The following is a 26145-nucleotide window of genomic DNA, read 5'->3' as shown; positions in this document are numbered from 1 at the left end:
TTGAATTTCATATGTTCTTTGTTGCTGATAGATATATACTGGGGCAGCCTGATTAGAGGGATGGCGCGCAATGATTTTCGATTGAAGAGACTAAAAATGCAATGACCAGCCACATGAATGAACACGAATCAAGTGAAATAGATCCCTTAGGAAAGAGTGATCGTGACCGATCTAACTTTGTTCGGGCATTAGTCCATCGCCATATTGAGCCAACTTGTAAGTATGCAGGACTACTCTCTCCTCCTCCAAGGAGCATTGTGCAGTTTTGGGATGACCTTGATCGACTACCCCATGATGTTAGGGGTTGTATGGAGTCATGGAGAAAACTTGAGCAGGCTGGATTTGACCTGCAGATTTATGATGACAGCTCCGCGAGGGAATTTATTCGGATACATTTGGGTTCGAGGTATGAAAAGGCATATGACAAGTGCTATCACCCTTCGATGAAGTCAGATTATTTTCGTTACGCCTTCATCTTTGTGAAAGGGGGGTTCTATGTTGACGCAGATGATGTCTATCACGAAAAATCAATCGATCATCTCTTCACTGATGGACGATTGAAGCTCCAGCCTTTTTGCTATGACCTTGCGACAAATCAAATGGTTCCACCTTCAGCATTCGTCAAACCAGGGGCAAGCGAATTAAGTTGGATTTTTTATTTCAATACCACCCCTCTAATCGCAGCTCGCAATCATCCTATTGTAGAGCGTGTATTACAAAATGCTACGATGGCCCTTGAGCAAGAATCGAAAAGCGAGTTGCCTGAAGTCCAGGCAACTACTGGGCCCGGAATCCTAACTCAATCCATATGCGAAGTGCTCAATAATCATAGCAGTCCAGAAGATGTGTTTCTAATCCTGCATGATTGGGAGAGAATTTCCACCAGTAAGTGGCCACTCAGTTACAGGAATGATACGAGAAACTGGAGGCTATCAAATCAACAAGAGTATCGAGCCTCCAGTGGTGAGGAAGAGTAATGAACTTGGCACGTCCTCCACAAACAGTTGTCAGACTTTTGTTCCGTTTCTGGCAGTCACTTCGGAGGCTTTTGCCGAAGAGCAAATGCCTCACATTCGGTGTCCAAGATGGTGAAAAAAGTACAGGCATTGAAAAAATCTATGTCATCAACCTAGACCGAGAACCAGGTCGCTGGTCTGCGATGAAGAAGGAGCTAAAACACATATCCGATTCATCGGGAGTTGAAATCTTGAGTCTGACTGAGCGGCATGTCGCTGTTGATGCGCAGAAATTTTCGCAAACCCCACCAAAGGATGCGGACGTTGATCCATTTTATACGCTTGGAGATCAGCTATTCGTAGAACCTCAACCACTGACTCTACCTAACCGCCTCGAGCTGACTGCTCCAATTCGGATGAGTCGAGCAGAGGTTGCAATCGCACGATCACATATTGATGTTTGGAGAAAGATTGCAGCAGGCACTCATGAATTCGTACTTATTCTCGAAGATGACGTATGGTTTCGTGCCAGGTTTACAAAATGTCTGGATCAGGCGTGGACTGAACTCATGGCCGAGAGAGACAAGAGGGGTAACTTTGACGTTCTGTATGTGTCGTATCTCGAAGTGAAGCACGGTGCCCCAAAATCCTTTCTTTCAAGTAATGTATTCCGCCCGGTGCGTGGGCTCTGGCATCTTTCAGGATATGTTCTTTCCCGTGACGGTGCCAGGAAACTCCTGCGGTTGCTTCCTTGTCGTGGCCCTATAGATCTTTGGATTAATCAGCAATTTGAGGTTCTGGACGTATGTGCGCTTAAGCGGTCACTTATTAGTCAACGGCGCGATGCAAAATCTACCAACTCATATTCAATACTTCCTGCTTTAACTACAATTGGTGCGATCACGAGTGAAGGTGCATCCTTGTTCAACGCCCAACCAGTTGAGGGTCCTGTGTTTGTATTTGGAACAGAAGGCTCCGGCATATCATCGCTCGCAATGGCTCTGTCCATGTTAGGGTATAGATGCTGCAGTGATCTCCGGACAATACCAACTTCCGAGCTAGAAGGGCTTCTTGAGGGAAGGGAGGATCGGGTTTTTGATGCCTATGCAAACATAGGGTCTTTGGTCACTTGTGTCGGTGAGCTCCGAAATGTCTACCCGAAGGCAAAGTTTATTCTTACCTTAGCCAATGGAATGACTTTGGATGATATTTCTCCCAGTGTTGAACATGACCTCAGCGGTGCAGATTACGCTGTAATTCATCCTGATGAGCAGAATAGATGGCGCGTAATATGCGAACACCTCAGATGTGCGCCGCCTACCTGTTCATTTCCTGTTCTGAATGACGTTGGGCAAAGACTGATTCTCGAAGATTCGAATAAAGCGGATAAGCCCAAAAAACTCAAATGCCCTAAGCGTGATACTTCCCCATGGGTAGTAGAATCAAATGAGCGGTGGCAAGGTATAAGTGCGGTCTCGACAGATGATGAACAGTTGGACGCTAATAATTACACCAGAATCAATGATGATTTAGCATGTTTTGATGCGAAACGCTGGCACCTGAGAAATGATACATTCACAGATAATTTGGCATTGTTTCGTCCCTCAAACGTCACATTCAGGCCTGGAATTGGTGCTGCGCTTTTAGTTAAAGGTGAGCCCCTGGGCGTTCGTGATTACTCAGCCGCTTCATTATGCAGTCGTGAACGATATTTGTTTGGGAGATTTGAAGCAACCTTACAAGCATCAAATGTGCCTGGGGTTGTCACGGGGTTCTTTCTACACCGCAACTCTCCAAGACAGGAAATAGATATCGAGATCGCGGGTAATCGTCCAAATCACCTGTTAGTCAATGTATTCTACAACCCGGGGGGCGAAGGGGCAAACTATGACTACGGTTATAGAGGTGCACCAAGTTATATTGAGTTAGGGTTTGACGCATCCAGAGCAAGTCATCGTTTTGCCATTGAATGGAGTCCGAATGAGATTCGCTGGTTTGTAGACGATAAACTTGTTCATAGGCGTGTAATCTGGGACCCTACACCAATCCCTCATCTCCCAATGAAACTTCATGTTAACTGTTGGCCTTCTCGCTCCGTCAAACTTGCCGGGCGGATCAATAAACGGCGGTTTCCTGCGACTACGACAGTAGGATCGATCCGTCTTGAGGCGAACGCTGTTAATCATGAACCCAAGTTTGCTGATCGGCATCGGGTGAGTTAGGCTGGGCAATTATATTTCAAATCAGATAACAATATGAAAATTCTATCATACAACCCAGGTCACGATGGTGCGTTCGCATATCTAGAGGATGGGCATTTAGTGGCATCTATTGAGGCTGAGAAACATTCTCATTATCGCCACTCTCCTCTGTCCGTTCCTGATGTGTTCAGTGTTCTCGGTGAACTCAAAGAGGTGCCTGATGTAATTTGTAGAGGAGGTTGGTGGCCTAGCGACGCACTACTATCCGAGCAGCACTTGTTAGCTGGATACCACGGAATCCAAAAAAGCGACATTATTGTTGGCCAAAAACGCCTATTGGGGAAAAAGGTTGAATACTTCTCATCATCCCATGAGCGTTCTCACCTTCTCTGTGCTTTTGGCATGTCGAATCTTCCCAAAGGTACCCCATGTTATGTATTACTTTGGGAGGGGGTGATCGGCTCATTCTATAAAATAGATGCCGGGTTGAACGTGACTAAGGTAGCTGATGTTATGCCGGAACCAGGTCATCGATACGCACTACTGTATGGTCTGGCTGACCCAAATTTTGATACTAGCAGTGCAGAGTTTTCCCGATTCTCTGATGCAGGTAAACTGATGGCTTTGGCTTCATTTTCAAAAAGAAGTAAACCCTCTGATGAAGAGCGGAAAATAATCGAGTTTCTCATGCAGGACTGTCAGCACCTCAAGCCGCATGAGTGTGAGGTATTAAAAAATTACCGCCACTATAACGTAGGGTTGGATGACCTGGAGTTCCGAAATTTCGCAGGGATTATGAGTGATAGAATATTCGATCGTTTTTATCAATTTGCCAAGGCGAACATGGAAAGAGGGATGCCGTTGTTGATTACGGGGGGGTGCGGCTTAAATTGTGACTGGAACACGAAGTGGAGAGAGAGCAACCTTTTTTCGGAAGTGTTCGTGCCGCCTGTCGCCAATGATTCAGGTTCGGCGATAGGAACGGCAATAGATGCACAGTTTTATTTCACTGGGAACCCCAAGATAGACTGGGATGTATACTCTGGTCTTGAGTTTATAGCTGATGGCGAGTTCGATGCCTCTTTGTTTGATCAGTATGAAACGGATTATACAATGCTTGCAGATATGTTGGCCAGCAACCTGATCCTTGGGTGGGTAAATGGAAAATATGAGATCGGACCGCGCGCTCTAGGAAATCGTTCGATTCTTGCTGCGCCATTTAAGGATAATACGAGAGTAAGGTTGAATGAGATTAAGCAGCGCGAACAGTTTCGTCCGATTGCCCCCGTCTGCCTCGAAGAAGATGCTGAAAGGTGGTTTGGTTGCAATCACTCGAGCCCTTTTATGCTATATACACAGCAGGTTACCACAGATGAGCTTGCTGCGGTGACACATGTGAATGGGTCGGCGCGGATTCAAACCGTGACATCTAAGACTAACAATATATTGTATAAGTTACTTAGCTCGTTCAAGGCACGCACTGGTTACGGTGTTCTATGCAATACATCACTGAATTTCAACGGAAGAGGATTTATCAATAACATAGCTGATCTATCGACGTATACGATAGATCACAATTTAGACGGCTTTGTGGTAAGTGGGCGAAGCTATATGCTGAAGTCATCAGCAAATTACCAGACGTATTTAAATTTAAGAAAGCGTTGATCAAGAAACAGATACTAGTGCGCTAATTGTCCCATTCCTAGGCAATTTGAGCATGAAAGAAGTAGGAGTGGGTTGTTAGCCCTGAAGCTTTGTCTCCTTCAAAACCTCCATCTTATCAAATCGATACCGCCCACCGATGAGGTGGGCTGGGATACGGCGATCAGAAATCATCTGGTCAAGAGTACGGCGTCCGCAACCGAGCCAGGCAGCGGCTTCTGCAACGGTTAGGAGTCGATCACCCTTAGCAATCTCCTCTGCGAGCACCGATAGCTCGGATGCGTGCTCAGCGAACCCAGCATCTTCCAGTTTCCCGGAAAGCTTGAGCAGTTCGATGGAGATTCGATTCATAACGCAGGGAGTGCCCCTGATGAATAGAGCCCACACGCTGAAGATTTAAACCGTGAATCTACACAAATGTCTACATCCCCAGATCGAGGTCGTTCTTCTGTTCAAGACGTTGTTTCTCGGCAATTAAGCGCAGCCTTTCAGATTCCCTGATCTGTTCCTGGGCTAGTTCTTGCTCAGCGGCTGGAAGCGCAGCCTCTAGCAATTCATGCTCGGCTAGCGCTTGCTGATAGAGTTCAGCAATTTCCGGCTCGTTTTCCACACGATCCATGACCTCGTTATACTGCCCCTGATCAGCTTCACCAGTAATGGCAAGCTCGATCAGGAAACCGATTTCTAATTCTTCGGGATTGTCCATGTTGTTAGTGGGGAAAGAGTTCGTTGGCTAAGTCGGGGTCGACTTGGTAGAGGGCTTTTCTTAATTCTCCTGTAAGGGTGTTCGAGACGATTTTCTTGATGGTTTTCCAGGCATTTTGAGCTGAGCAACCTAGCTCTGATCCGATTTGCTCATACGTCCATTTCTCGACATAGTATTTTTGTAGCAAACTACGCTCTAGAGTAGATAGATTGGCATAAGCGGATTGAAAGGACTGCCTGACGAGGGGCTCTTGATAGATGTCGTCCTCATCAGGAGTCTCAGGGAGATGTTCGGGAATTTCCACCTCGTTGCGGCGGGTGCGGTCACGAAACCGCTTGTTGGCGTTGTTGCGAACAATGGTGAAGGCGTAAGCCTTGGGGGTGCGAACGGAGTCGGGATTCTTTTCGAGAGTTTGAAACAGCGCAGTCAAGCCCTCCTGCACAGCATCCTCAGCATCATGACTGGATCGTATAATCGGACAGACCTTTTATGAAGAATCCAGCGTCCTTGCTGCCTTGTCATCGGTGACGATGGCGATGAGGTTGGGCATCCGGGAGGCATGCGCCGGGAGAAGCAGGCAGACAAGGATCAGGGCGGTGGAGAAAAGTCTGGAGTTGAAAAACGGGGGCGGTGGCGGAGGGGTGTTAGTTTTTCGGGGCGATCTCCAGAAGGAAGGTGGCTGTTCCCTTTTTTCCTTTGGGTGGTGTGCCACAGGGGGCGAAGAGGTGTGTCGGGATGCCGTTCTTGCCAATAAGTAAGGCTGGACGCTGGAGTACCCAGGGACTCCAGCCCCGCGCCGGGTTGGGCCATTTGGGCATGTAGTGATCCACCGCCTCGTAGGCGCGGACGGGTTCAGTCTTGAAATTAATACCGTCGTCGGATTGGTAGATCATCCCTCCCCCGTGGCCTTTGCCATGGCAATCGGTGACAAGCAGGTTCACTTTGCCGTTCAGGTGGAAGGCGAAGCCGTCCTCGATGGTGCCGACGTTATCAGTGAGGGCTGTTTTCTCGAATTTGTAGGGCCCCTCCACCTTGTCCGCGATGGCGAGGCCCATACGGCGGAGGCCGGGCTTGTCCGCACCGATGGCCTTGTAGTAGAGGAAGAAGCGCCCGTCCGGCATGGACAGCAGTGTCGGGTTGTTGACACCGACACTGCTGTTGTGGCTCCAGACATCGGGGCTCTTCGGGGTATCGAGAACCAGGCCGTTTGGGGTGGCGGGTTTCCATGGGCCATCGAGCTTGTCAGCGAGCAGCATGCCGATTTTCTGGTTGGCGGGAAACTTGGCTCCATGCTTCTCTTTACCGGCATTGGAGATGTAAACCATGGCATAGCGGCCGTCGGGAATCCTGACCACGGTGACATTGTGGGGTCCATTCTTCTGCCAGGAACCTTCGGATTTGTCCGCCTTGAGAACGGTGTCTAGGTAGGTGTAAGGACCTTCCGCCTTGGCGGCCGTGTAGTGGGCGATTTCCCCCGCGCTATGCCACCCTCTGGAAAAGGCGATGGAGGTGGGGAAGCGGGCGACAAAAAGGTGAACCTTGCCCTGTTCATCAAGAATGGGAGCGTTGCACCAGACGTGCCATTCATCCTCCTGGAGGACAAAGCCTTTGGGCCGAAGCGATTCGCGGAAGTTTGCGACGGTGAGTTTCGATGGGGCTTCTGCAAACGAAAGTGTAGTGGTTATCAGCGAAGCGGCGGCAAGGGACAGGATGGATTTGAGCATTATGATGAGGGGGGCGGTAACTGCTTTTACCATCTCCAGCGGCGATCATCCAAAATAAAAAACATCAAGGGACTAAAGCGCACAAGGGGACCGCATCAAGGGAGTGGCATTTTGGATACGCTTTCTACCTTTTCCGACGGATCGGGAGTGCAAGGACGGTGGACGGTGGACGGTGGACGGTGGACGGTGGACGGTGGACGGTGGACGGTGGACGGTGGACGGTGGACGGTGGACGGTGGACGGTGGACGGTGGACGGTGGACGGTGGACGGTGGACGGTGGACGGTGGACGGTGGACGGTGGACGGTGGACGGTGGACGGTGGACGGTGGACGGTGGACGGTGGACGGTGGAAGCATTGACTAGGCGGTTGCAAACCGCCGTCACGGTTAGCGGGGCACTCTCACCCAAGGGTTAAGTGCCACGATGCAGCTGCCGCTAGTAGTCCTCGATGATGTTGAGCATCTTGATGGTTGCCTGGATGGCGGCCTCTGTCTGGTCGGCGTCCAGGCCGCGGGTCTTGAACTTTTTCCCCTGGTAATCCCAGACGATCGTGGCCTCGACCAAGGCATCGGTGTGTCCTCCGGGCGGGATGTGCACCGAGTAGTCTTCGAGGGTGGGATGTTTTTTATCGAGGCGGGTGTAGATCTTCCAAAGGGCCTGCACAAAGGCGTTGTACTGACCATCACCAGTGCTGGTTTCCTGGTAGAACTCACCCTTGATCCTGAGTCGGACGGTTGCCACCGGCTTCAATCCTTGTGTCAGGGAAAGTGAGTAGTTGACCACCTCGATATCGTTTGATGCCACACCACCTCCTAACACATCGGCAATGATATAGGGCAGGTCCTCCCGGGTAACACGTTCTTTTTTATCACCCAACTCGATGATCCGGTTGGTCACGCGTTTCATATCGTCGTGGTCCAGACTGATACCCAGCTCCTCGAGGTTTTTCTGGATGTTGGCTTTGCCCGAGGTTTTCCCCAGGGCGTATTCGCGGGTCCGGCCAAAGCGTTCGGGCAGGAGATCGTTGTAATACAGATTGTCCTTGGAGTCGCCGTCGGCGTGGATACCGGCGGTCTGGGTGAAGACAAACTCACCGATGATCGGTTTGTTGGCGGGCACCCTAACACCCGAATATGTCTCCACGAGGCGACTGACATTATTGACAAAGGTCTCGTCGAGGTTGGTGCTCTGTTTCAGCTGGTCATGGATCACACCGATGACGCTGGAGAGCGGCACATTTCCCGCGCGCTCCCCCATGCCGTTGACGGTGACGTGGATGCCGTGCACCTTGGCTTTGACGGCGTTGTAGACGTTGGCGGTGGCGAGATCGTAATCGTTGTGGGCGTGGAAATCGAACCACTTGTCGGGGTAGCGCGTGACCATCTGCCGGCAGTGGTCGAAGGTTTGGTCGGGATTCAGGATACCCAGGGTATCGGGCAGCATAAAGCGCTTGATCGAGGTGTCCCTGAGGCCATCGACGATAAAATAGACGTAGTCCGGCGAGTTGTTCATGCCATTGGACCAGTCCTCGAGGTAGATATTGACATCCACGTTTTGTGAATCCGCATAGGCGATCACCTCCTTGATATCCGCCAGGTGTTGCTCCGGGGTTTTGCGGAGCTGGAGCTCGACGTGGCGTTTCGACCCCTTGGCGAGCAGGTTGATCACACGGCCACCGGCGCTGGTGATCCAATCGACCGATACCTTGCCATCGACAAACCCGAGAACCTCGATCTTGTCCAGCAGATCGTTTTTTGCCGCCCAGGAGGTGATGGCTTTCACACATTGGAACTCGCCTTCTGAAACCCGGGCGGACGCCACTTCGAGACGGTCAACCTTGACATTCTTGAGCAGGATCTTGGCCAGGCTCAGTTTTTCATGCGCAGAGAACGAGACGCCGGAAGTCTGCTCGCCGTCGCGCAGGGTGGTGTCCATGATTTCAATGTGCATGATATTATTTCCGTGAGATTAGAGGAAGTGATGTGCGGTTTGCCGGGATAAAAGCCGGCGAGCCGATTGAGAGGAAAGCGGAGGCAAGCCGTCCCGTCCGCACTCCAGATGGGACTCAATAGAAGCTGGTTTTTTCCCAGGCTTCGATCTTGTCCTTGTTGCTTAACAGGTAGTCGATGTCGTCGTAGCCATTGAGCATGCAGTTTTTCTTGTAGGCATTGATCTCGAAGCCTTCGGAATCACCGGTGGCGTCGATGGTGATGGTCTGGTCCGGCAGATTGACGGTGACGGTGGTCTTGGCATCGGCCTCGATCTCCTGGAAAAGCTTCGCGAGGAAGGCGTCCGAGACCTGCACCGGGAGAACGCCGTTATTGAGGGCGTTTCCTTTGAAGATGTCGGCAAAGAAGCTGGAAACAACCACGCGCAGCCCGTAGCCGGCGATTGCCCAGGCGGCGTGCTCCCGACTGGAGCCACTGCCGAAGTTCTTTCCCCCCACAAGGATCTCGCCGCTGTAGGTGGGGTCGTTTAACACAAAATCAGCCTTCGGCTGGTCTTCTTTGTCGTAACGCCAGTCGCGGAACAGGTTGTCACCGAACCCTTCCTTGGTCGTCGCCTTGAGGAAACGGGCCGGGATGATTTGGTCGGTGTCGACATTCTCAATCGGCAGGGGAATGCAGGTGGATGTGACGGTTAGAAATTTTTCGATAGCCATGGGTGTAAGTAATCAGTTTGAGGTTTTCAGTATTCGGTTAAGTCAGTGCCGGCTCTGCTACGTCCATCATGGTGCGCGGGTCGGTCACCTCGCCGGTCACCGCTGCGGCGGCGGCGGTGAGCACGCTGGCGAGCAAGGTTCTGGCACCAGGGCCTTGACGACCTTCGAAGTTCCGGTTCGATGTGGAAACACTGTAGAGACCAGCGGGCACCTTATCGTCGTTCATCGCAAGACAGGCGGAACAACCCGGCTGGCGCATCACAAAGCCGGCGTCGGTCATGATCTTGACAAGACCTTCCTCGATGGCCTGTTTTTCGACCCGACGGCTTCCGGGGACGATCCAAGCGGTCACGTTGTCGGCTTTTTTCTTGCCCTTGATGAAGTCGCAGAAGGTTCTGAGGTCTTCGATCCGGCCGTTGGTGCATGAGCCGACGAAGACGTAGTCGATTTTCTTGCCGATCATCCGGTCGCCCGGCTCGAATCCCATGTACTTCATCGATTGTTTGAACGACGCCTGACCGGCCTGGTCAATTTCCTCGAGTGTGGGGATGGAGCCCGTGATACCGACACCCATGCCCGGGTTGGTTCCGTAGGTGATCATGGGTTCGATGTCGGCGGCGTCGAAGTTGTACGTTTTATCAAACTCGGCGCCTTCGTCCGTTTTCAAGGTGTGCCAGTAAGCCAGGGCCTTGTCCCAGTCCGCGCCCTTGGGGGCAAACTCGCGACCCTCGATATAGTCGAACGTCGTCTGGTCGGGGGCGATCAGGCCGCCGCGGGCACCCATTTCGATACTCATGTTACAGAGTGTCATACGGGCTTCCATACTCAGGGAGGTGATGGCTGTGCCGGCAAACTCGACAAAGTATCCGGTGGCGCCACCGGTCGAGAGTTTGGAGATGACGTAGAGGATGATGTCCTTGGATGCGACTCCACGGTCGAGCTCGCCATTGATGTTGATGAGCATACGTTTCGGACGCGGCTGGAGGATACACTGGCTGGCCAGAACCATTTCCACCTCGCTGGTGCCGATGCCAAAGGCAATGGTTCCAAAGGCGCCGTGGGTGGACGTATGGCTGTCACCACAGACGATGGTCATTCCGGGAAGCGTGTAGCCGTTTTCGGGGCCAACCACGTGGACGATGCCGTTTTTCTGATTGCCGAGGCCATACAGGGTGATGCCGAACTCATCGCAGTTTCTGGTCAATGTCTCGACCTGGAACTTGGAAATCGGGTCGGTGATCGGCTTGTCCTGGTCCCAGGTGGGGATGTTGTGGTCGGGGGTTGCGGTGGTTTTACCGGGGCGAAGCACCGTGAGTCCACGCTCCCTGAGGCCGTTAAATGCCTGGGGCGAGGTTACTTCGTGAGCAAACTGGCGGTCGATGTACAATTGTGTCGGGCCGTCTTCGACCTCGCTGACAACGTGTGCATCCCAAATTTTATCAAATAGAGTCTTAGCCATGTTAGGATAGTCCTGTTCCGGGGAGGGGCGCATCTAAGGTAAGATCGTCCTCATGGGCGATCATAAAATGCGGAAATCCTGCCATACCAGTGCGCCCCATGTTCCTGGCGCTGAGGGCGGCCAGGCGGGGAATCAATCCTCCGAGTAGGGGAGCATCCGGCCAACCTCGGCACTCTCGGAGAGCCAGTGGAGCAGTTTATCGACGTCGGCACTGTCGCCACGAATGCCCTCGAGCGCGGCCCAATCGATATGCGGACGGGACCTGGCGGTCGACACACGGGTGACGTCGAGCTTTTCCATCAATGCCTCGGTCTCACGCGGATGGGCGTTGATAATGTGGGCCGGGCGAGGCAGTTCATCGAGAATCTCGGCGGTCAGGCCGAAGGAGGTCACACCGATACCGAAGGTGGAGCCAAGTCGCCGGATGGCTTCCGCGAGGGCCTCATCCTCGATGGGCGCCGCATAGATGAGCTCGCCACCCTGGGCCCAGACGGAAGCGCTCAGTGTTTGGAAAAAATCCTCACGGAAACTGTGGTGCGCCGGCAGGATGCGGAGGCGGGCGGCGTGGAGCCGGAATGGTGGCAGCCCGAGCTGTGACTTCAGCTTGAGCATCGGACGGGAATTCTCCTCGCTGTCGCCGCTTTCCCAATCGACCAACAGCATTTCAGGGAATTTCCAGAGGTTGCCAATCGGGGCATCGGCGCGGAAGGGCTCGCGGAAGGCGAAGGGGAACCGACCATTCACATCGCACCACTTGTTGACGATGGCGCGGAATTTGCGGATCCGCATCAGGGCATGGTCGACCTCCTCGTGGTCGCCTTGCATGTCATCGAGCCGGCCTTGGTACTGGGAGAAAATTTCCTGGGCGGACGAAAGTGCCGGGACGGGTGCCGTGCGGCGGTAATACCCCTGGCCTTTTTCCACCTTGGCGATCGGTGAGGTGGGATCACACGACATGATCGAGAAGTGGTAGCGGAGTGAGGCGTCAGAGTAATTTCCCTCCAGCTTCATGCGGAGTAAACGGATCAGCTCGGTGCCCTTGATGGCTTTTTTGGGGTTGGCGGGAAGGTAGACCGGTAAAACGTCGGCGAGTTGCTTGCGTAGGCTCATGGATTATGTTTGGAAGGTTTGATTGCACGCTCGGGAAACAATCTGCCCTTATCCAATCCTCATGCACGCTTCTGCTCAAGCATCATTTTAAAATTTCAGGGCAAAAACATCATTTTGTGAATAACTCTTTTATCCTTGCCGTCTACCGGGCTATGAAGTGTTATTTTTCCAGCATGAAACCCATCCTGTCACAGACTCTCTTTTTTTCACTTATCGCGTTGGTGCTTTGTATTTCCAATCCCACAGTCCGGGCCGATGCGGCTGCGGAGAAACTGCTTGAGGGCGTGCGCCTCGGTGCCACTCTGCAGCATGGAAAACTGCAAGGCCACCTGAGGAAAAACGGCAAACGCACCCCCCTGACACTGACCATGAAGGGAGAGGACATTTCATTTCAGTTTTACACCAACAAAAAATGGGGTGGTTTTCATATGCAGCTGAAGGAGGGGCACGCAAAACTTTTTGAAACTGTGCAGGGCAAGGCCAAGCCGTTTCCCGCTGAAAAAATCGGGGCAGCCATCCTGGAGAGTGATGTCACCTACGAAGACCTGTCGCTGCGCTTCCTCTACTGGAAGGATGCCAAAATCGTCGGCCAGGAGAAAATCAAAACACAGGATTGCTGGCAAATCCGCCTCCGCAATCCGGGCAACGATGGGCGCTACAACACCGTCGATATCTGGGTGCACCAGAAATTCGGCGCCCTGATGCAAGTCGCGGGCTACAATAAAAGCAATCAACTCGTCAAACGCTTCCACGTCACGGACCTGATGACCGTCGGTAAGGACAAGATCAAGACACTCGAAAAGATGAATGTGGAAACCTATAAAACGGGAACCAACAAAGTCACCGGCATCACCTACCTCGAATTCAAGGAATACAAACCCGAGCGCAAAGGCCTGTGAGACGGCTGGTCTTTTCAAAACACCGTGATTAAAAACACCCTCTGGATACCCATCGCCTGTTGCGCCCTCGCATCGACCAGCGTAGCCGGTGGGGCGGAACGGAACTGGCATGACGTCAAAAGCTGGGTCTATCAACTCACGAACTACAAGGACCAGAAGCTGGACCAAATTGCAAAGGCTCAATTTGACCTGGCGGTGATAGATCTCGCGCGGGACGGTGGTGGTGATTTCTTCAAATCCAGTGAAATTGAAGCCCTCAAGAAGTCGGGTAAAATCGTGCTCGCCTACTTTGAGATTGGTGCCATCGAAGATTACCGACCCGAATGGAAAAAGGTTCCTGATGACCTCAAAGCGGGTAAAGTGGACGGGTGGCCGAAAGAGCAATACGTCAAATTCTGGGACGAACGCTGGTGGCCGGTCGTTCGAGGTCGTATCGACCAAGCGCTCAAAGCCGGGTTCGATGGTGCCTATCTCGACATGGTCACCACTTACTCGGAGATCCCTAACACAGGCATGAACGAGGAAGCGCGTGCCCACAAGATGGTGGCTCTCATTGCGCGGATCTCCAAGTATGCCAAAAGCAAGAATCCCGATTTCAAAATTGTGCCGCAAAATTGCCCTGAGCTCTACACCTGGTCATACTGGAACCCCAAGCCTAACAAACAATACATCGACGCCATTGATGGACTTGGTATGGAGTCGGTTTTTTATCTCGCCCACGACAAACCAGCCAACAAAACGTGGTGCAAAGAGAACCTAACCAATGCCATAGCCATCCAAAAAGCCGGCAAACTTGTGCTCGGCATCGACTACGCCAAAAAACCGAAATCCATCGCTGATGCTTACCAGAAACAGAGGACCATCGGTTTTGTGCCCTACGTCAGCGTCGAAGCCCTTGACAGGGTGGTATCGGAAAAAAAGTAAGGCCAGCACTCCACAGGTTCACCTCCGAACCGATCACCGATCACCGATCACCGATCACCGATCACCGATCACCGACCACCGACCACCGACCACTACCCCCCGATATACGACATCTCCGGCTTTACCTGGGTGCCGCCGATCTGGGTACGGAGTTCGGAGTAGCGGTCGTCGCGGGCGGTCCAGACAGCGCGGATGAGGTCGGTCATTTGTTCATCACTGACACCAGCGCGGAGGGCTGTTTTCAAATCGTGGCCGTGGGAGGCGAACAGGCAGGTGAAGATCTGGCCGTCGGCGGATAACCGGACGCGGTTGCAGTCGGAGCAGAACGGTCGACTAACAGAAGTGATGAATCCTATTTCCTGCTCGGGAAAATCCTTGTAGCGGAACCGGCGAGCGGTTTCGCCGGTGTAGTTAGGATCGATGGGCTCCAGCGGAAAATGCCGGTGCAGGTCTTTGATCATGTCGGTGTAGGGCACGACCTGGTCGAGTTTCCAGCCGTTGGTATTGCCGGTGTCCATGAATTCGATGAAGCGCAGGGTCACGTTGCGGTCGCGGGCGAAGTTCGCCAGTGGGAAGACCTGGTCTTCGTTGACGCCTTTCTGGATCACGCTGTTGATCTTGACACCGAGACCGTGTTCGAGTGCTGCATCGATGCCCTCGATGACCCGTTCCGGGGATGCCCCGGTGCCGTTCATCCGGCCGAATATTTCGGGATCGAGGGCATCCAACGAAATGGTGACCCGGTGCAGCCCGGCCGCTTTGAGTTTTTTGGCGTAGCGGGCGAGGGACGTGCCGTTGGTGGTCATCGCAATATCGTGCTCCCCGGGGATTGCAGAGAGCATGGCGACGAGATCGGGCAGGCCACGGCGCAGCAACGGCTCGCCACCTGTCAAGCGGAGTTTTTCGACACCCAGTTTGCAAAAGATGCGGGCAAAAGTGGCGATTTCCTCGAGGGTGAGGATTTCGGGTTTGGGCAGGTAGTGGTAGCCATCCCCAAAGACCTCCGCCGGCATGCAGTAGCGGCAGCGGAAGTTACACCGGTCCGTCACCGAGATCCTGAGATCACGAAGTGGGCGGCAGAGGGTATCGGTGAACATTTTTCTACAGGATTACTTGGTATTTAGAGTTTAAAACTTGGAGTTTAACCAAAGTTGTGCTCGATTCTGACGATGCGGTGGCCTTCGCCATGGGGTGCCGGGAGGAGGGTGTCCCACCATTGGCTTCCCTGGTAATTGTAGCGTATCTGGAGACCGCGGATGGAACCCGACAGGAGTAGGTCCTTCGCTTCGTCGAGAGTGATCCGGGTGTGTTCGGGCACGTAGCCCTCGGCGGCGGCTTTCGGGATGATTTCGGTGATTTCCGTCAGGGCACCGAGATCAATGAAGAGCTGTTCGAGCGTTGCCGGATCAAGCAGGGACTGTTGCAGGTCTGGCAGGGCTGCCGACGGGGCGGGCTCGGGGTTTTCCTCCTTCATGACGGTTCGGATGGTTCGGTGGTTTGGGTTGGCGGCTTGGCCTTGACCAGAATGGCGTTGACGGGTGCCGGGCACAGGTCGTGGCAGATCCCACATCCGGTGCAAAGGTCTGCGTGGATGGTTGGAATCCCTTGCTGGGTTGTGATCGCACCCGGCTCGGGGCAGCGCTCGGAGCAGGTGAAACACACTCCTCCCTGGTAAGCGAGGCAGAAACGTCCCTGGATGATCGCCACGCGCGGCGTATCGGCATCCGGAATTTCCTCAGGATGAGCGACCGGCCGCTCCTTGAGGTGACGGGTAAAGGGACGCACCAAGGCTCCAAAAAGCCCACGGCGTGACACTGGTTGTGAGCGATCCACCATCGTCCCGTGGATATATCACCTACCCACGGGCGGAGTCAATGGCCCAAGCCGCTCGCGGTTGTCATAACCCTCGTAGGGCGCGTGGCACTGCAGACAGTTCTGCCGCTGCGGATGGGAGGTGGTGATGGCGTCCGCCATACCGGGGCCGTGACAGGAAACGCAGTTCTGCCGCATCCAAACCGGGTGCGGCAAGGTCGGTGGGGCGCCGGGAAAAGCACGCTGGCCATTGCCGTAGCGCTTGCTGCCGCGGAACTTGTTTTCGACGACGAGTCCAGTGGTGCCGGAATGCACGGCAAAGGTCATCCCGGATGCAGGGGCGTGGCACTGGGTGCAATTAGCCATGTAGGGGTGGCTCATGGCGGGCACCCGCTTGCCGGCGATCAGGACGTTGGCGTCCTGGCTGTGGCATGCGGAACACGACTGCACGTCGCGGTAGTTGATCGAGTGCGGAATGGTAGGAGGTGCACCGTCGTAAGCACGGCGCGACTGGCGGTCGGCCAGGATGAGATCTATCGCATGCTCGTCCATGGGCTCACGGGCGCTGCGATCCATTTCCTTGGTGGGCAGGTTCGCCAGGCTGTTGACCCAGTCCTTGTTCGCTTTCCACTCGGCCGTGGGGATGTCCTTGTAGAGGGGAGCCACCGGATAAGTCGCATGCTCGTCCGCCGCAGGGGCATGGGCCGCCCGCCACAGGGACTCGTCATCGCTACTGCGCGTGCTCTGGCGCATCCCCATGAAGAAACCGGAGACAGATACAATACCTACGACGATCAATAACACCGCCAGGATGCTCCGATGCGAGGCAAAGTAGTCTTCAATATCGTGTGTATTCATCAATCTGTGGGTTGATCGTTGCTGTCCCGTTCCATTACGGAAGCGGCTGCTTCTCGGTTGGGTTGTATTTTTCCACCTTGGTGGCGCACTTTTTGTAATCGGGTTCTTTCGAAACCGGGCAGGTCACATCCAGCGTCAGCCGGTTGATCAGCAGCTTTTCGTCAAAGAAGGGCACAAAGACGGAGCCGCGCGGTGGCTGGGCCCGACCATTGATCCATGCGGGCAGCACGATTTCACCACGTGCGGTGGTCAGCTTGACGAGATCGCCATTGTTGATGCCTTTGTCCGCAGCATCCTTCGGGTTAAGCTCGACGTATGCCTTGGGCATGGCTTTACGAAGCTGGTCGACGCGCATGGTCATGCTGCCCGTGTGCCAGTGCTCGAGAACGCGGCCGGTGCAGAGCCAGAACGGATACTCCTTATTAGGCTCTTCAGGTGCCGCCTCGTAGGGGCAGAACCAGATCTGCGCCTTATCGTCATTGGTGGTGGAATGATAGAACTGGAGGCCGGTCCCTTTTTTGACAAAGGGATCGTCCGCCTCGGTAAAGCGGAAGCGGGTTTCACGCCAGTTACCGTCCTTGGTCTGAACCACAGGCCAACGCAGGCCATGTGCGTTTACCAGCACATCGTAGGGAGCGACATTCTTGTGTTTGGCGTGCGTAAGGGGGCGGTATTCCTCGTAAAGAGCCTTATCGACGTTGATGTCATTGAAGTGGGCGTAATCCCAGATCGGCACTTCATTGCCTTGTTCATCCTTATAGCTGAAAATAAACTTACCATCCTTGTCCTTCATGCCGGGATAACCCATGTCGTAGAGCTTGCGCGCGATGGCAATGGTCATCCAGACGTCTTCACGGGCACCTCCCGGAGGCTCCACCTGCTTGAACCACTGCTGGGTCCGGCGCTCGGAGTTACCGTAGACACCGCTCTTCTCCACCCAGAGGGCGGCGGGGAGAACGAGGTCGGCGATCTCGGTGGTGGCCGTGGGATAGACCTCGGAGACAATCAGGAATTTGTCTGCCAGGTCCTTCTTGGCGTCGAAAAGCTTGTAGAGGTTTGGCAATGTCTGGCCAGGGTTGGTCACCTGAACCAAGATCGTATCGATGTCCCCACCCTCGGCGGTCGGTGTGCAAAACTTCTCGAACATCAGCACCGTGTGGTAGCCGGGCTTCTCGTTGATCGTTCCGGGTGCCATGTTCCATGCCTTTTCACAGTCGGCCCGGTGTTCGGGCTTCGCCACGATACGGCCGCCGGGAAGGGCGTGGGCCAGAGTCCCCACTTCCCGGGCGGTGCCACAAGCCGACGGCTGGCCAGTCAGGCTGGTAGGAGCGGCACCCGGCTTGCCAAACTGGCCTGATAGCAGGTGGATACCGTGTAGCAGGCGGTTCATCGCGGTGCCACGGTAGTGCTGGTTGACCCCCATACACCAAAGCGAGGTGATCAGTTGCTTGGAATCCGCAAATGTCTCACACAGCATGGTGAGCTTCTCGACGGACACACCGGAGAGTTGGCTGGTGTATTCCAGCGTGTAGGTGGACATTTTCGCCTTGTATTCCTCAAAGGTGCTGGCCTTGCCGAGGAGGTCACGCGTCTTGTCGTCGACATCGATCCGGAAATTGCAGTATTTTTCTACAAATGCCTTATCGTATTTGTCGTTCTCGATCAGGTAGTTGGCAATGCAGTTCGCTATAGCGAGGTCGGTCTGGGGTCGGAACTCCAGATAGTGATCGGCAAATTCCGTGGAGCGGGTGCGGCGGGTGCCGATGTCGATGATGGTGACCTTTTCCCCGCGCGAGCGACGGTCGACAATGCGGGAAAACAGCACCGGGTGCATCTCCGCCGGGTTATTACCCCAGAAAATCACGACACTGGCGTTATCGAGATCGTCATACGTCCCGGCGGGTTCGTCGACACCGTAGGTCGATATGAAACCGGTCACCGCAGACGCCATGCAGAGGCGGGCATTGGGGTCGATGTGATTGTTAGAAAGCCCGCCCTTGATGAATTTCTGGGCGGCGTAGCCTTCGGGAATCGTCCACTGACCTGAGCCGTAAAAGGCGAATTTTTGAGGGTTCTTATAAATACGCTCGGCAATCACGGTAATCGCTTCATCCCAACTGATCGGCTCCAGTTTACCCTCTTTGCGAAGCATCGGAGTGGTCAGGCGGTCCTTGCCATAGAGGATGCCACCGACGTGATAACCCTTGACGCAGAGCAGGCCCTTGTTGACATCAGCGTCTTCGGCACCGGCGATGGCCACCACGCGGCCACCTTTGACACCGACCTTCACGTGGCACCCTGTGCCGCAGAATCGGCACGGCGCCTTGTCCCAGCGGATACCATGAGCATCCTTGTGCAAGGCTGTGCGCTCAACCCCGGCTTTGGCCTGGGCTGCTGCTGTGGCGGCTGCCATAGCCGATAATTTCAGAAAGTCGCGGCGTTCCATCGTATTCATAATATTGTTAGGTTGATTGTTGGTTGCTTACTTTAAGTGGACAGCTTTGGATGAAGGATTGCCATCTGGCCGGGCAGGCTGGGACTCTTGTGGCGGACTGACACTGGAGAAAACCACATCCACCATAAGCACTCCCGGCAAATTCTCCAGCCATTCATGCACTTCATGCGACTCGCGCGTGCCCCCGGTTTCCACGACGACCGGCTGCCAGCGGCCAGTGCGGTCGCCCAGCTCGATGTCGTCACGGCATTCAATTTCCAACAAAGAACTCTGCGCAAGCTTTTCGTCTTCCGTGAGTGTGAGCAATAATCCGTTGACAGGCATTTTTTCGGGCCGGCTGTTCCGATGAGTCCGATATAGAAACATCCGGCTCCGCATTTCAAGAATAAAAGGTCTTTTTATATTGAAAATCCCACCGGATTGGCTCATCAATCATCCAACGAAGAAATTTGTTGAGAGAATTCTCGCCCCACACATCAGGAAACCATGCAAGAGATTTCAAAAACGGGCAGAGTCGTCGTAGTCATTGCGGTGCTCATTATCCTAGGATTACTAACAGCTGTTGCGGTCAGCTATATGCAAGGTGCAGGCACAGGCGACCGCAGCAACCTCGAGACCTGGACGCCGGGTGGCACCCAGCATGAAGTCACGATCAACCGGCCCGACCTCATGCCCATGGTCGACTCCGGCAAAAAGGACCGGCAGGGAAACCCTGTCATGATCCGTTGCAACAACTGCCACGACACCAAGGAGCCAAACACACTTACGGAAAGCGCGGCCAATCTGAAGGATTTCCACCAGCACATGTCGTTCCGTCACAACTCACTCAAGTGTGCCAGCTGCCACAATCCGGAAGACTACGAGTCGCTTCGGCTCGCAGACGGCACCACGGTCTCATTTTCCAATGTCATGCAGCTCTGCGCCCAATGCCACGGCCCGCAATTCCGCGACTATAACAATGGCAGCCACGGCGGCATGACCGGCTACTGGGACCTCAGCCGCGGTCCCCGTCAACGTAACAACTGTGTCGACTGCCACGACCCCCACGCGCCGGCCTACCCGAAGGTGATGCCTGTTTTTCCGCCCAAAACACGTATCGGAACCAAGGGGGGTGAAGGAGCAAAGCACTAACCCATTTTCAGTATGAGCGACAATAAAAAGGAATCATGTGGAAGCGGCTGCGGCTGCCACAATGGGGCACCTGATGAGAGCCTGTTCAACCGGAGGAACGTCCTCAAGGCTGCGGGTGCCACTCTCGGGGTGGCCGCCTTCGCCAAGGCCATGGCACCGATCACCGAGTGGAAGGAAACGACCTCCGTCGATGAGTTTCTCCAGACCCATTATCGCGAGCTTTCCAATGACCAGTTAGACGAGGTCATCGCCCGGCTGGAGGAGGAAACCAAAAAAGATTACGGTGCCGACGTGACCATCACCGATCACCGGCCGCAGATGGGTGTCAAGTTCGGCTACGCGCTCAACCTCAGCATCTGCATCGGCTGCCGCCGCTGCGCCGAGGCCTGCCACCACGAGAACAACCACGACCGCGCCACCTCCAACTCCTACATCCGGGTGCTCGAGATGACCAAGGGCTCGATGGACATGGAAAAGGGCAACGTCCACTACGACCACCCCGTCCCTCATCCCGACAAGTTCTACATGCCGGTGCAATGCCAGCAGTGCGACAACCCGCCCTGCGTCGACGTGTGCCCGGTCGAGGCGACCTGGAAGGAAGAGGACGGCATCGTGGTGGTCGATTACAACTGGTGCATCGGTTGCCGCTACTGCGAGGCCGCCTGCCCCTACCACGCGCGGCGCTTCAACTGGAAGAAGCCGGTCGTTCCCAAGAACGAGATCAACCCGAACCAGTCTTACCTCAGCAACCGCATCCGTCCGCAGGGTGTGATGGAAAAGTGCACCTTCTGCCTGCACCGCACCCGCGAGGGCCGCATGCCAGCCTGCCTTGAGGCCTGCCCGACCGGCGCCCGCGTCTTCGGCAACCTGCTCGACCCTCATTCCGAGATCCGCAAGGTCATCGACACCAAGCGGGTCTTCGTCCTCAAGGAGGAACTCGGAACCCGCCCCAGCTTCTTTTACTTCTTCGACGAATAGGCCCATGACCCCACCCGATGCCACGACCGCGGACGCGCCCCACCACGACGCGCGCTTCCATGCGACCAGCTACCTGAAGTTCCTGCGCCTCGCCTTCCGACTGGCCACAGAGGGCAGCTGGCTGTTTTACGCATGGATGTTCGTGCTCACCTGCATCGCGCTGGTCGGCACCCACGCCTGGGCCGTGCAGGTGCGCGACGGCATGGCCGTCACTGCCATGACCGACCACGTCTCCTGGGGCCTCTACATCGCGAACTTCACTTTCATCGTCGGCCTCGCCGCCGGGGGCGTGATGATGGTCATCCCGGCCTACATCTACCATGACCGCGACATGCACGACACGGTCATCATCGGCGAGCTTCTGGCCATCGCCTCGATCGTGATGTGTCTGTTGTTCGTCGTCGTCGACCTTGGCCGGCCCGACCGCTTCTGGCACATCCTGCCCTTCGTCGGGAAATTCAACTGGCCGATCTCGATGCTCACCTGGGACGTCATCGTGCTCAACGGCTACCTGCTGCTCAACCTGCACATCTGCGGTTACCTGCTCTACAAGCGTTTCCTCGGCGAGAAGCCCGACAAGCGTTGGTACGTTCCCTTCGTGTTTCTCAGCATCGCCTGGGCGATCTCGATCCACACCGTCACCGCCTTCCTTTACTGCGGCCTCGGCGGACGCCCGTTCTGGAACACCGCGCTGCTCGCCCCGCGTTTCCTCACCTCCGCCTTCGTCGCCGGCCCGGCCTTCATCGTCGTGGTGCTTCAAATCATCCGTCGAATGACCAAGATGAAGATCGGCGAGGGCTCGATCCGCACGCTGGTCGGGATCATGCGCATCACGATTCTCATCAACCTGGTCATGCTCATCTCCGAGCTCTTTACCGAGTTCTACACCGGGGGTAGCCACGCCACCGCCGCGCATTACCTCTACTTTGGCGAACACGGACTGAATGCCCTGCAACCATGGATCTGGACCTCAACCATCGCCATCGTCGTGGCTGCGGTGCTGTTGATGCGACCCAAGATCCACTTGCACATGAAGACGCTCGACGTCGCCTGTGTTCTCGTATTTGTCGGTATCTGGATCGAAAAAGGCATGGGCCTGATCATCCCAGGGTTCATCCCATCCACCCTTCACGAGTGGGTCGAGTACATCCCGAGTGCGATTGAGTGGAAGGTCTCCGCCGGCATCTGGGCGGCGGGATTAATCGTTTATACCTTGCTACTCAAGGTCGCCATCCCCATCTTCACGGGGCAGACCGGAGCATTGCAGGGGAAAAACAAATAGCCTTTCCCGCAGGTGCCACATGGTCGGCACGACCATCGACCCATCCCATGCCAGCACTCATCACCGTAGACGAGGCGGATGCCATCATCCGCAGCCACCTTTGTAAAGCTGCCATCGAGTCGGTGCCGCTCGCGCAGGCCCAGGGTCGGTATCTACGTCAGGAAATCGTCGCCGACCGACCGCTGCCACCGTTTGACCGTGTCATGATGGATGGTATCGCGATCGATTTTGCATCCTATCAGGCAGGAAACAGAAGCTTTCCCATCGCAGCCACCCAGGCAGCCGGGGCAGCGGCAATCGGTCTGGCTGATCCCAGGACCTGCATCGAAGTCATGACGGGCTGTGTTTTACCCAATGGCTGTGATTGCGTCATCCCCGTGGAGGACATCGAACTCTCCGAGGGTAAATCCCGGATCTCCGCTGACGCACGCCCTGCCCCGGGCCAGCACATCCACAAGGAGGGAAGTGATACCGGAAGGGGGCAGGTATTGCTGGGCAGCGGCCAACTCCTCAACGCCAACGAGCTGACGATTGCCGCCTCAGTTGGTGCCACCACCCTGCAAGTTTCCAGCTTACCACGCATCCTTGTCATCACCACCGGCGATGAGGTTGTTGCTCCCGGGGACAGCCCCCTGCCCCACCAGATCAGACGCAGCCATGCCACTGCCCTGCATGCCGCCATCACCGCGAAGAAACTCGGCACCGTGGAGGATACTCACGTTGCCGATGACCCAGAGGAATTGCATGCAGCCATTGCCGACGCCCTGCAAAGCCATTACGACATCATTCTGCTGACCGGTGGTGTTTCGAGGGGGAAATACGATTACGTGGCCCCGGTTCTCCATCAACTCCTCGGGGAGCCACACTTCCATGGTATCGCCCAGCGTCCGGGGAAACCGATGGCATTCTGGACATTCACCCCCGGTCACGACAGCCCCGATGGAGCGGACGACGGTGCCGCCCCAGGCGGGAAGGTGTGCAAGCGGGCAATATTCGCCCTGCCTGGCAATCCTGTTTCCGTGATGGCATGCACAGCGCGTTACCTGCTGCCGGCACTCACCGGGATGATCAGCGGCAATCGGCCTAGTCCGCAAACACTGCCCGCAACCGGCAGCTTCAACTGCCCGCCACACTTCACTGGCCTGACAGCTTGCCGTGTCGCCGATGGTCGCATCCAACTTCTCCCACCCTCTAACTCAGGAAATTTCCTAAGCCTTGCAGGGACTGACGGCATCGCTGAAATCCCCGGCACATTGGCAAGAAAAGAACTTCTCAACGAAGCCGCCCGGTTCTACCCTTGGGTTTAAGATCTAAGTTTCAAATACCAAACTCCAAAAACCAAAGTAGGGCAAGTTTGCAACTTGCCGACAACCTAAGCAACAATTCTGTTAATTTTGTAAATTCTGTCAAAAAAATGAACAAACTCACTCACATCGATCAAAACAACCAACCTGGTATGGTTGACGTATCCGCGAAAGATACGACCCGCCGCACCGCTACCGCGCAAAGCATCATCGATGTCGGTACCGAGGTGATGGCTCATATTCAGGACGGTGATATCAAAAGCAAAAAAGGGCCCGTTTTCCACACTGCCATCATTGCGGGCACCATGGCGTGTAAAAAAACATCCGACCTCATTCCCTTCTGCCACCCCCTGCCGTTAGACAGTGCCAAGTTCACCATCGAGCCGACCTCCGACACCGAGATCACCATCACCTGCACCTGTGTCACCACGGGGAAAACGGGCATCGAAATGGAGGCCCTCGCCGGAGCGTCTGGGGCCGCACTCACCATCTACGACATGTGTAAGGCCGTGAACAAAGCCATGGTCATCCGCGAGACAAGGCTGCTGACTAAAACAGGCGGGAAGAGCGGGGACTTTCGGAATACATAACTTCAGATTGCAGAATGAATCATTGTATAAACGGTCTGCTGCTGGTCGGTGGAAAATCCACCCGCATGGGATCGGATAAATCCGAACTCGTGCTGCGTGACGGCATGAGTCAACGTGACCGGGGAGTGAAATTGTTAGGTTCGGTCTGTGACCGCGTCTTCATCTCCATGCGCGAGGACACGGGGGAGGGAAACACCATCGTCGATGCCTTCGGGCCCATTGGCCCACTCGGTGCCATTGCCTCCGCCCAACAAGCCTACCCGGACGCCACCTGGCTGGTGCTGGCTTGCGATTTACCTCTGTTAGAAGAAAAACATCTCAAGACGCTGGCTGATGGCCGGGATACCTCTTTGCAAGCCACCTACTTCACCAGCGCCACCGATGGTTTCCCCGAACCACTCTGTGCCATCTGGGAGCCTTCGTCAGCTGCCATCGTCCGAACAGCAGTCGACGATGGAAAACGCTGCCCGCGCTCGGTTCTCAAAAATCTCAACGGTAACGCCCTGCCGTCACCTGGTTTCTGGACGCTTGCCAATACCAATACCGAAGCGGATTTACTCGAGGTCCGCGCCCGGATCAACCAAGCCACCACTGTGAAAACCATCACCGTCACCTACTTCGCCCAGCTCCGCGAGCTTACCGGAACCACCAGCGAAACGCTCGAAACCGACTCCGAAACCCCCGCCGGACTCTTCGAGGAAATCCGCGCCAAACACAGTATCCCGCTCAAACGCAAAGGCATGATGGTTGCTGTGAATGGTGATTTCGCCGACTGGACCCACCCCCTAACCAACGGCGAGGAAATCGTCTTCATCCCCCCCGTCGCAGGCGGCTGAAGAATGGTGAATTTTGAATAGTGAGTGTAGAATTAGATGACATGTTTAAATTAACTGATAAGCCGATTGATCCTCGTGCGCTTTGTGACGCGGTTCGCGACCCTTCTGCAGGAGGATTCGCCAGCTTCGAGGGCTGGGTGAGAAACCACCACCAGGGCCGCGACGTCACCTCGTTGGAATACGAAGCTTTTCCTGCGCTTGCGGAGAAAGAGGGCAATCGGATTGTGGCGGAAATCTGTAAAAACCATGACGTCGTCGCCGCCCGTTGCGAACACCGCACCGGCCACCTTGAGATCGGTGAGATTGCCATCTGCATCGCCGTCTCCGCCGCCCACCGCGACGCCGCCTTCGCCGCCTGCCGCGCCATCATCGACTCGATCAAATCCACCGTCCCCATCTGGAAAAAGGAACATTACACCGATGGCACCAGCACCTGGGTCAAGTGCCACTCATGCGCGGAGCACGGGCATTCAACGTAGGACAGCTTTGCAAGCTGTCGGCAACCTAGGCACATATCCTGCCGACAGCTTGCAAAGCTGTCCTACTCTGAGTGTGCGATTACAAAACAGGGGGGATATTATCATCTACAAAAGCG

General features: G+C 54.9%; 27 protein-coding genes. 13 read left to right on the top strand and 14 right to left on the bottom strand.

Annotation, left to right across the window (positions count from 1 at the left end; all coding sequences use genetic code 11):
- The first annotated feature begins 113 nt into the window (after nt 1-113).
- From H7A51_15885 to H7A51_15875, 3 genes are read left to right on the top strand one after another with little or no spacing between them, the layout of a single operon-like run.
- Entirely contained in the window at nt 114-977 is an 864-nt protein-coding gene (locus H7A51_15885; protein MCP5537700.1) for a hypothetical protein, read from the top strand.
- On the top strand, nt 977-3178 hold the full coding sequence (locus H7A51_15880; protein MCP5537699.1) for a family 16 glycosylhydrolase: 2202 nt from the start codon (nt 977-979) through the stop codon (nt 3176-3178). The genes H7A51_15885 and H7A51_15880 overlap by 1 nt, the downstream gene beginning before the upstream one ends.
- 33 nt (nt 3179-3211) lie before the next feature.
- Nucleotides 3212-4822 (top strand): proline dehydrogenase, encoded by a 1611-nt coding sequence (locus H7A51_15875; GenBank protein MCP5537698.1) that lies wholly within the window; start codon nt 3212-3214, stop codon nt 4820-4822.
- A 75-nt stretch (nt 4823-4897) separates the two neighbouring features.
- Here the strand turns inward: H7A51_15875 and H7A51_15870 are convergent, their stop codons facing one another.
- From H7A51_15870 to H7A51_15855, 4 genes are all read right to left on the bottom strand, one after another.
- Nucleotides 4898-5170, bottom strand: coding sequence for a helix-turn-helix domain-containing protein (locus H7A51_15870; protein MCP5537697.1), 273 nt, complete (start codon nt 5168-5170; stop codon nt 4898-4900).
- A 70-nt stretch (nt 5171-5240) separates the two neighbouring features.
- On the bottom strand, nt 5241-5525 hold the full coding sequence (locus H7A51_15865) for a hypothetical protein (GenBank protein ID MCP5537696.1): 285 nt from the start codon (nt 5523-5525) through the stop codon (nt 5241-5243).
- A gap of 4 nt (nt 5526-5529) precedes the next feature.
- Nucleotides 5530-5955 carry an RNA polymerase sigma factor gene (locus tag H7A51_15860; protein MCP5537695.1) on the bottom strand — a complete coding sequence of 142 codons (426 nt, stop codon included), beginning with the start codon at nt 5953-5955 and terminating at the stop codon, nt 5530-5532.
- Nucleotides 5956-6169: 214 nt separating this feature from the next.
- Nucleotides 6170-7249: a hypothetical protein gene (locus H7A51_15855; GenBank protein MCP5537694.1), complete on the bottom strand. Its 1080-nt coding sequence runs from the start codon at nt 7247-7249 to the stop codon at nt 6170-6172.
- Between the two features lie 111 nt (nt 7250-7360).
- Here H7A51_15855 and H7A51_15850 point away from each other — a divergent pair, with 111 nt between their 5' ends.
- Entirely contained in the window at nt 7361-7609 is a 249-nt protein-coding gene (locus H7A51_15850; GenBank protein ID MCP5537693.1) for a hypothetical protein, read from the top strand.
- Nucleotides 7610-7685: 76 nt separating this feature from the next.
- Here the strand turns inward: H7A51_15850 and H7A51_15845 are convergent, their stop codons facing one another.
- The 4 genes from H7A51_15845 to H7A51_15830 all read right to left on the bottom strand — a co-directional run bounded on the left by H7A51_15845 (nt 7686) and on the right by H7A51_15830 (nt 12481).
- A complete protein-coding gene (locus H7A51_15845; GenBank protein MCP5537692.1) occupies nt 7686-9185 on the bottom strand; it encodes a 2-isopropylmalate synthase in 1500 nt (499 codons plus the stop codon).
- Nucleotides 9186-9315: 130 nt separating this feature from the next.
- Nucleotides 9316-9912, bottom strand: coding sequence for a 3-isopropylmalate dehydratase small subunit (gene leuD / locus H7A51_15840; GenBank protein MCP5537691.1), 597 nt, complete (start codon nt 9910-9912; stop codon nt 9316-9318).
- Nucleotides 9913-9949: 37 nt separating this feature from the next.
- Nucleotides 9950-11371, bottom strand: coding sequence for a 3-isopropylmalate dehydratase large subunit (gene leuC, locus H7A51_15835; GenBank protein MCP5537690.1), 1422 nt, complete (start codon nt 11369-11371; stop codon nt 9950-9952).
- Between the two features lie 132 nt (nt 11372-11503).
- Nucleotides 11504-12481: a hypothetical protein gene (locus H7A51_15830; protein MCP5537689.1), complete on the bottom strand. Its 978-nt coding sequence runs from the start codon at nt 12479-12481 to the stop codon at nt 11504-11506.
- Between the two features lie 173 nt (nt 12482-12654).
- On the opposite strand from H7A51_15830, the gene H7A51_15825 reads away from it, so the two are divergent.
- Entirely contained in the window at nt 12655-13380 is a 726-nt protein-coding gene (locus H7A51_15825) for an outer membrane lipoprotein-sorting protein (GenBank protein MCP5537688.1), read from the top strand.
- A 24-nt stretch (nt 13381-13404) separates the two neighbouring features.
- Nucleotides 13405-14304: an endo alpha-1,4 polygalactosaminidase gene (locus H7A51_15820; protein MCP5537687.1), complete on the top strand. Its 900-nt coding sequence runs from the start codon at nt 13405-13407 to the stop codon at nt 14302-14304.
- Between the two features lie 92 nt (nt 14305-14396).
- Here the strand turns inward: H7A51_15820 and moaA are convergent, their stop codons facing one another.
- From moaA to H7A51_15790, 6 genes are read right to left on the bottom strand one after another with little or no spacing between them, the layout of a single operon-like run.
- Complete coding sequence (gene moaA, locus H7A51_15815; protein MCP5537686.1) at nt 14397-15401, bottom strand: GTP 3',8-cyclase MoaA; 1005 nt, start codon at nt 15399-15401, stop codon at nt 14397-14399.
- Between the two features lie 44 nt (nt 15402-15445).
- Complete coding sequence (locus H7A51_15810; protein ID MCP5537685.1) at nt 15446-15778, bottom strand: hypothetical protein; 333 nt, start codon at nt 15776-15778, stop codon at nt 15446-15448.
- Nucleotides 15775-16140: a 4Fe-4S binding protein gene (locus H7A51_15805; protein MCP5537684.1), complete on the bottom strand. Its 366-nt coding sequence runs from the start codon at nt 16138-16140 to the stop codon at nt 15775-15777. Before H7A51_15805 ends, H7A51_15810 begins: the two co-directional genes overlap by 4 nt.
- A gap of 15 nt (nt 16141-16155) precedes the next feature.
- Complete coding sequence (locus H7A51_15800) at nt 16156-16974, bottom strand: hypothetical protein (protein ID MCP5537683.1); 819 nt, start codon at nt 16972-16974, stop codon at nt 16156-16158.
- Nucleotides 16975-17008: 34 nt separating this feature from the next.
- Complete coding sequence (locus H7A51_15795) at nt 17009-19429, bottom strand: molybdopterin-dependent oxidoreductase (protein MCP5537682.1); 2421 nt, start codon at nt 19427-19429, stop codon at nt 17009-17011.
- A gap of 27 nt (nt 19430-19456) precedes the next feature.
- Nucleotides 19457-19753, bottom strand: a complete 297-nt coding sequence (locus tag H7A51_15790) for a hypothetical protein (protein MCP5537681.1) — start codon at nt 19751-19753, stop codon at nt 19457-19459.
- A gap of 162 nt (nt 19754-19915) precedes the next feature.
- Between H7A51_15790 and H7A51_15785 the strand changes: the two genes are divergently transcribed.
- From H7A51_15785 to H7A51_15755, 7 genes are all read left to right on the top strand, one after another.
- Nucleotides 19916-20560, top strand: coding sequence for a hypothetical protein (locus H7A51_15785; GenBank protein ID MCP5537680.1), 645 nt, complete (start codon nt 19916-19918; stop codon nt 20558-20560).
- 12 nt (nt 20561-20572) lie between these two features.
- Nucleotides 20573-21538 (top strand): 4Fe-4S dicluster domain-containing protein, encoded by a 966-nt coding sequence (locus H7A51_15780; GenBank protein MCP5537679.1) that lies wholly within the window; start codon nt 20573-20575, stop codon nt 21536-21538.
- 4 nt (nt 21539-21542) lie between these two features.
- Entirely contained in the window at nt 21543-22820 is a 1278-nt protein-coding gene (nrfD, locus tag H7A51_15775) for a polysulfide reductase NrfD (protein MCP5537678.1), read from the top strand.
- A 47-nt stretch (nt 22821-22867) separates the two neighbouring features.
- Nucleotides 22868-24127, top strand: a complete 1260-nt coding sequence (locus H7A51_15770) for a molybdopterin molybdotransferase MoeA (GenBank protein ID MCP5537677.1) — start codon at nt 22868-22870, stop codon at nt 24125-24127.
- 107 nt (nt 24128-24234) lie between these two features.
- Nucleotides 24235-24714: a cyclic pyranopterin monophosphate synthase MoaC gene (gene moaC, locus H7A51_15765; GenBank protein ID MCP5537676.1), complete on the top strand. Its 480-nt coding sequence runs from the start codon at nt 24235-24237 to the stop codon at nt 24712-24714.
- A 14-nt stretch (nt 24715-24728) separates the two neighbouring features.
- Nucleotides 24729-25550 carry an NTP transferase domain-containing protein gene (locus H7A51_15760; protein MCP5537675.1) on the top strand — a complete coding sequence of 274 codons (822 nt, stop codon included), beginning with the start codon at nt 24729-24731 and terminating at the stop codon, nt 25548-25550.
- Nucleotides 25551-25591: 41 nt separating this feature from the next.
- Complete coding sequence (locus H7A51_15755; protein ID MCP5537674.1) at nt 25592-26029, top strand: molybdenum cofactor biosynthesis protein MoaE; 438 nt, start codon at nt 25592-25594, stop codon at nt 26027-26029.
- Nucleotides 26030-26145 lie beyond the last annotated feature (116 nt).

Source organism: Akkermansiaceae bacterium (assembly GCA_024233115.1).
Taxonomy (GTDB): domain Bacteria; phylum Verrucomicrobiota; class Verrucomicrobiia; order Verrucomicrobiales; family Akkermansiaceae; genus Oceaniferula.
Note: the sequence above shows the minus strand (reverse complement) of the source record. Positions and strands in the feature narration are given on the sequence as shown.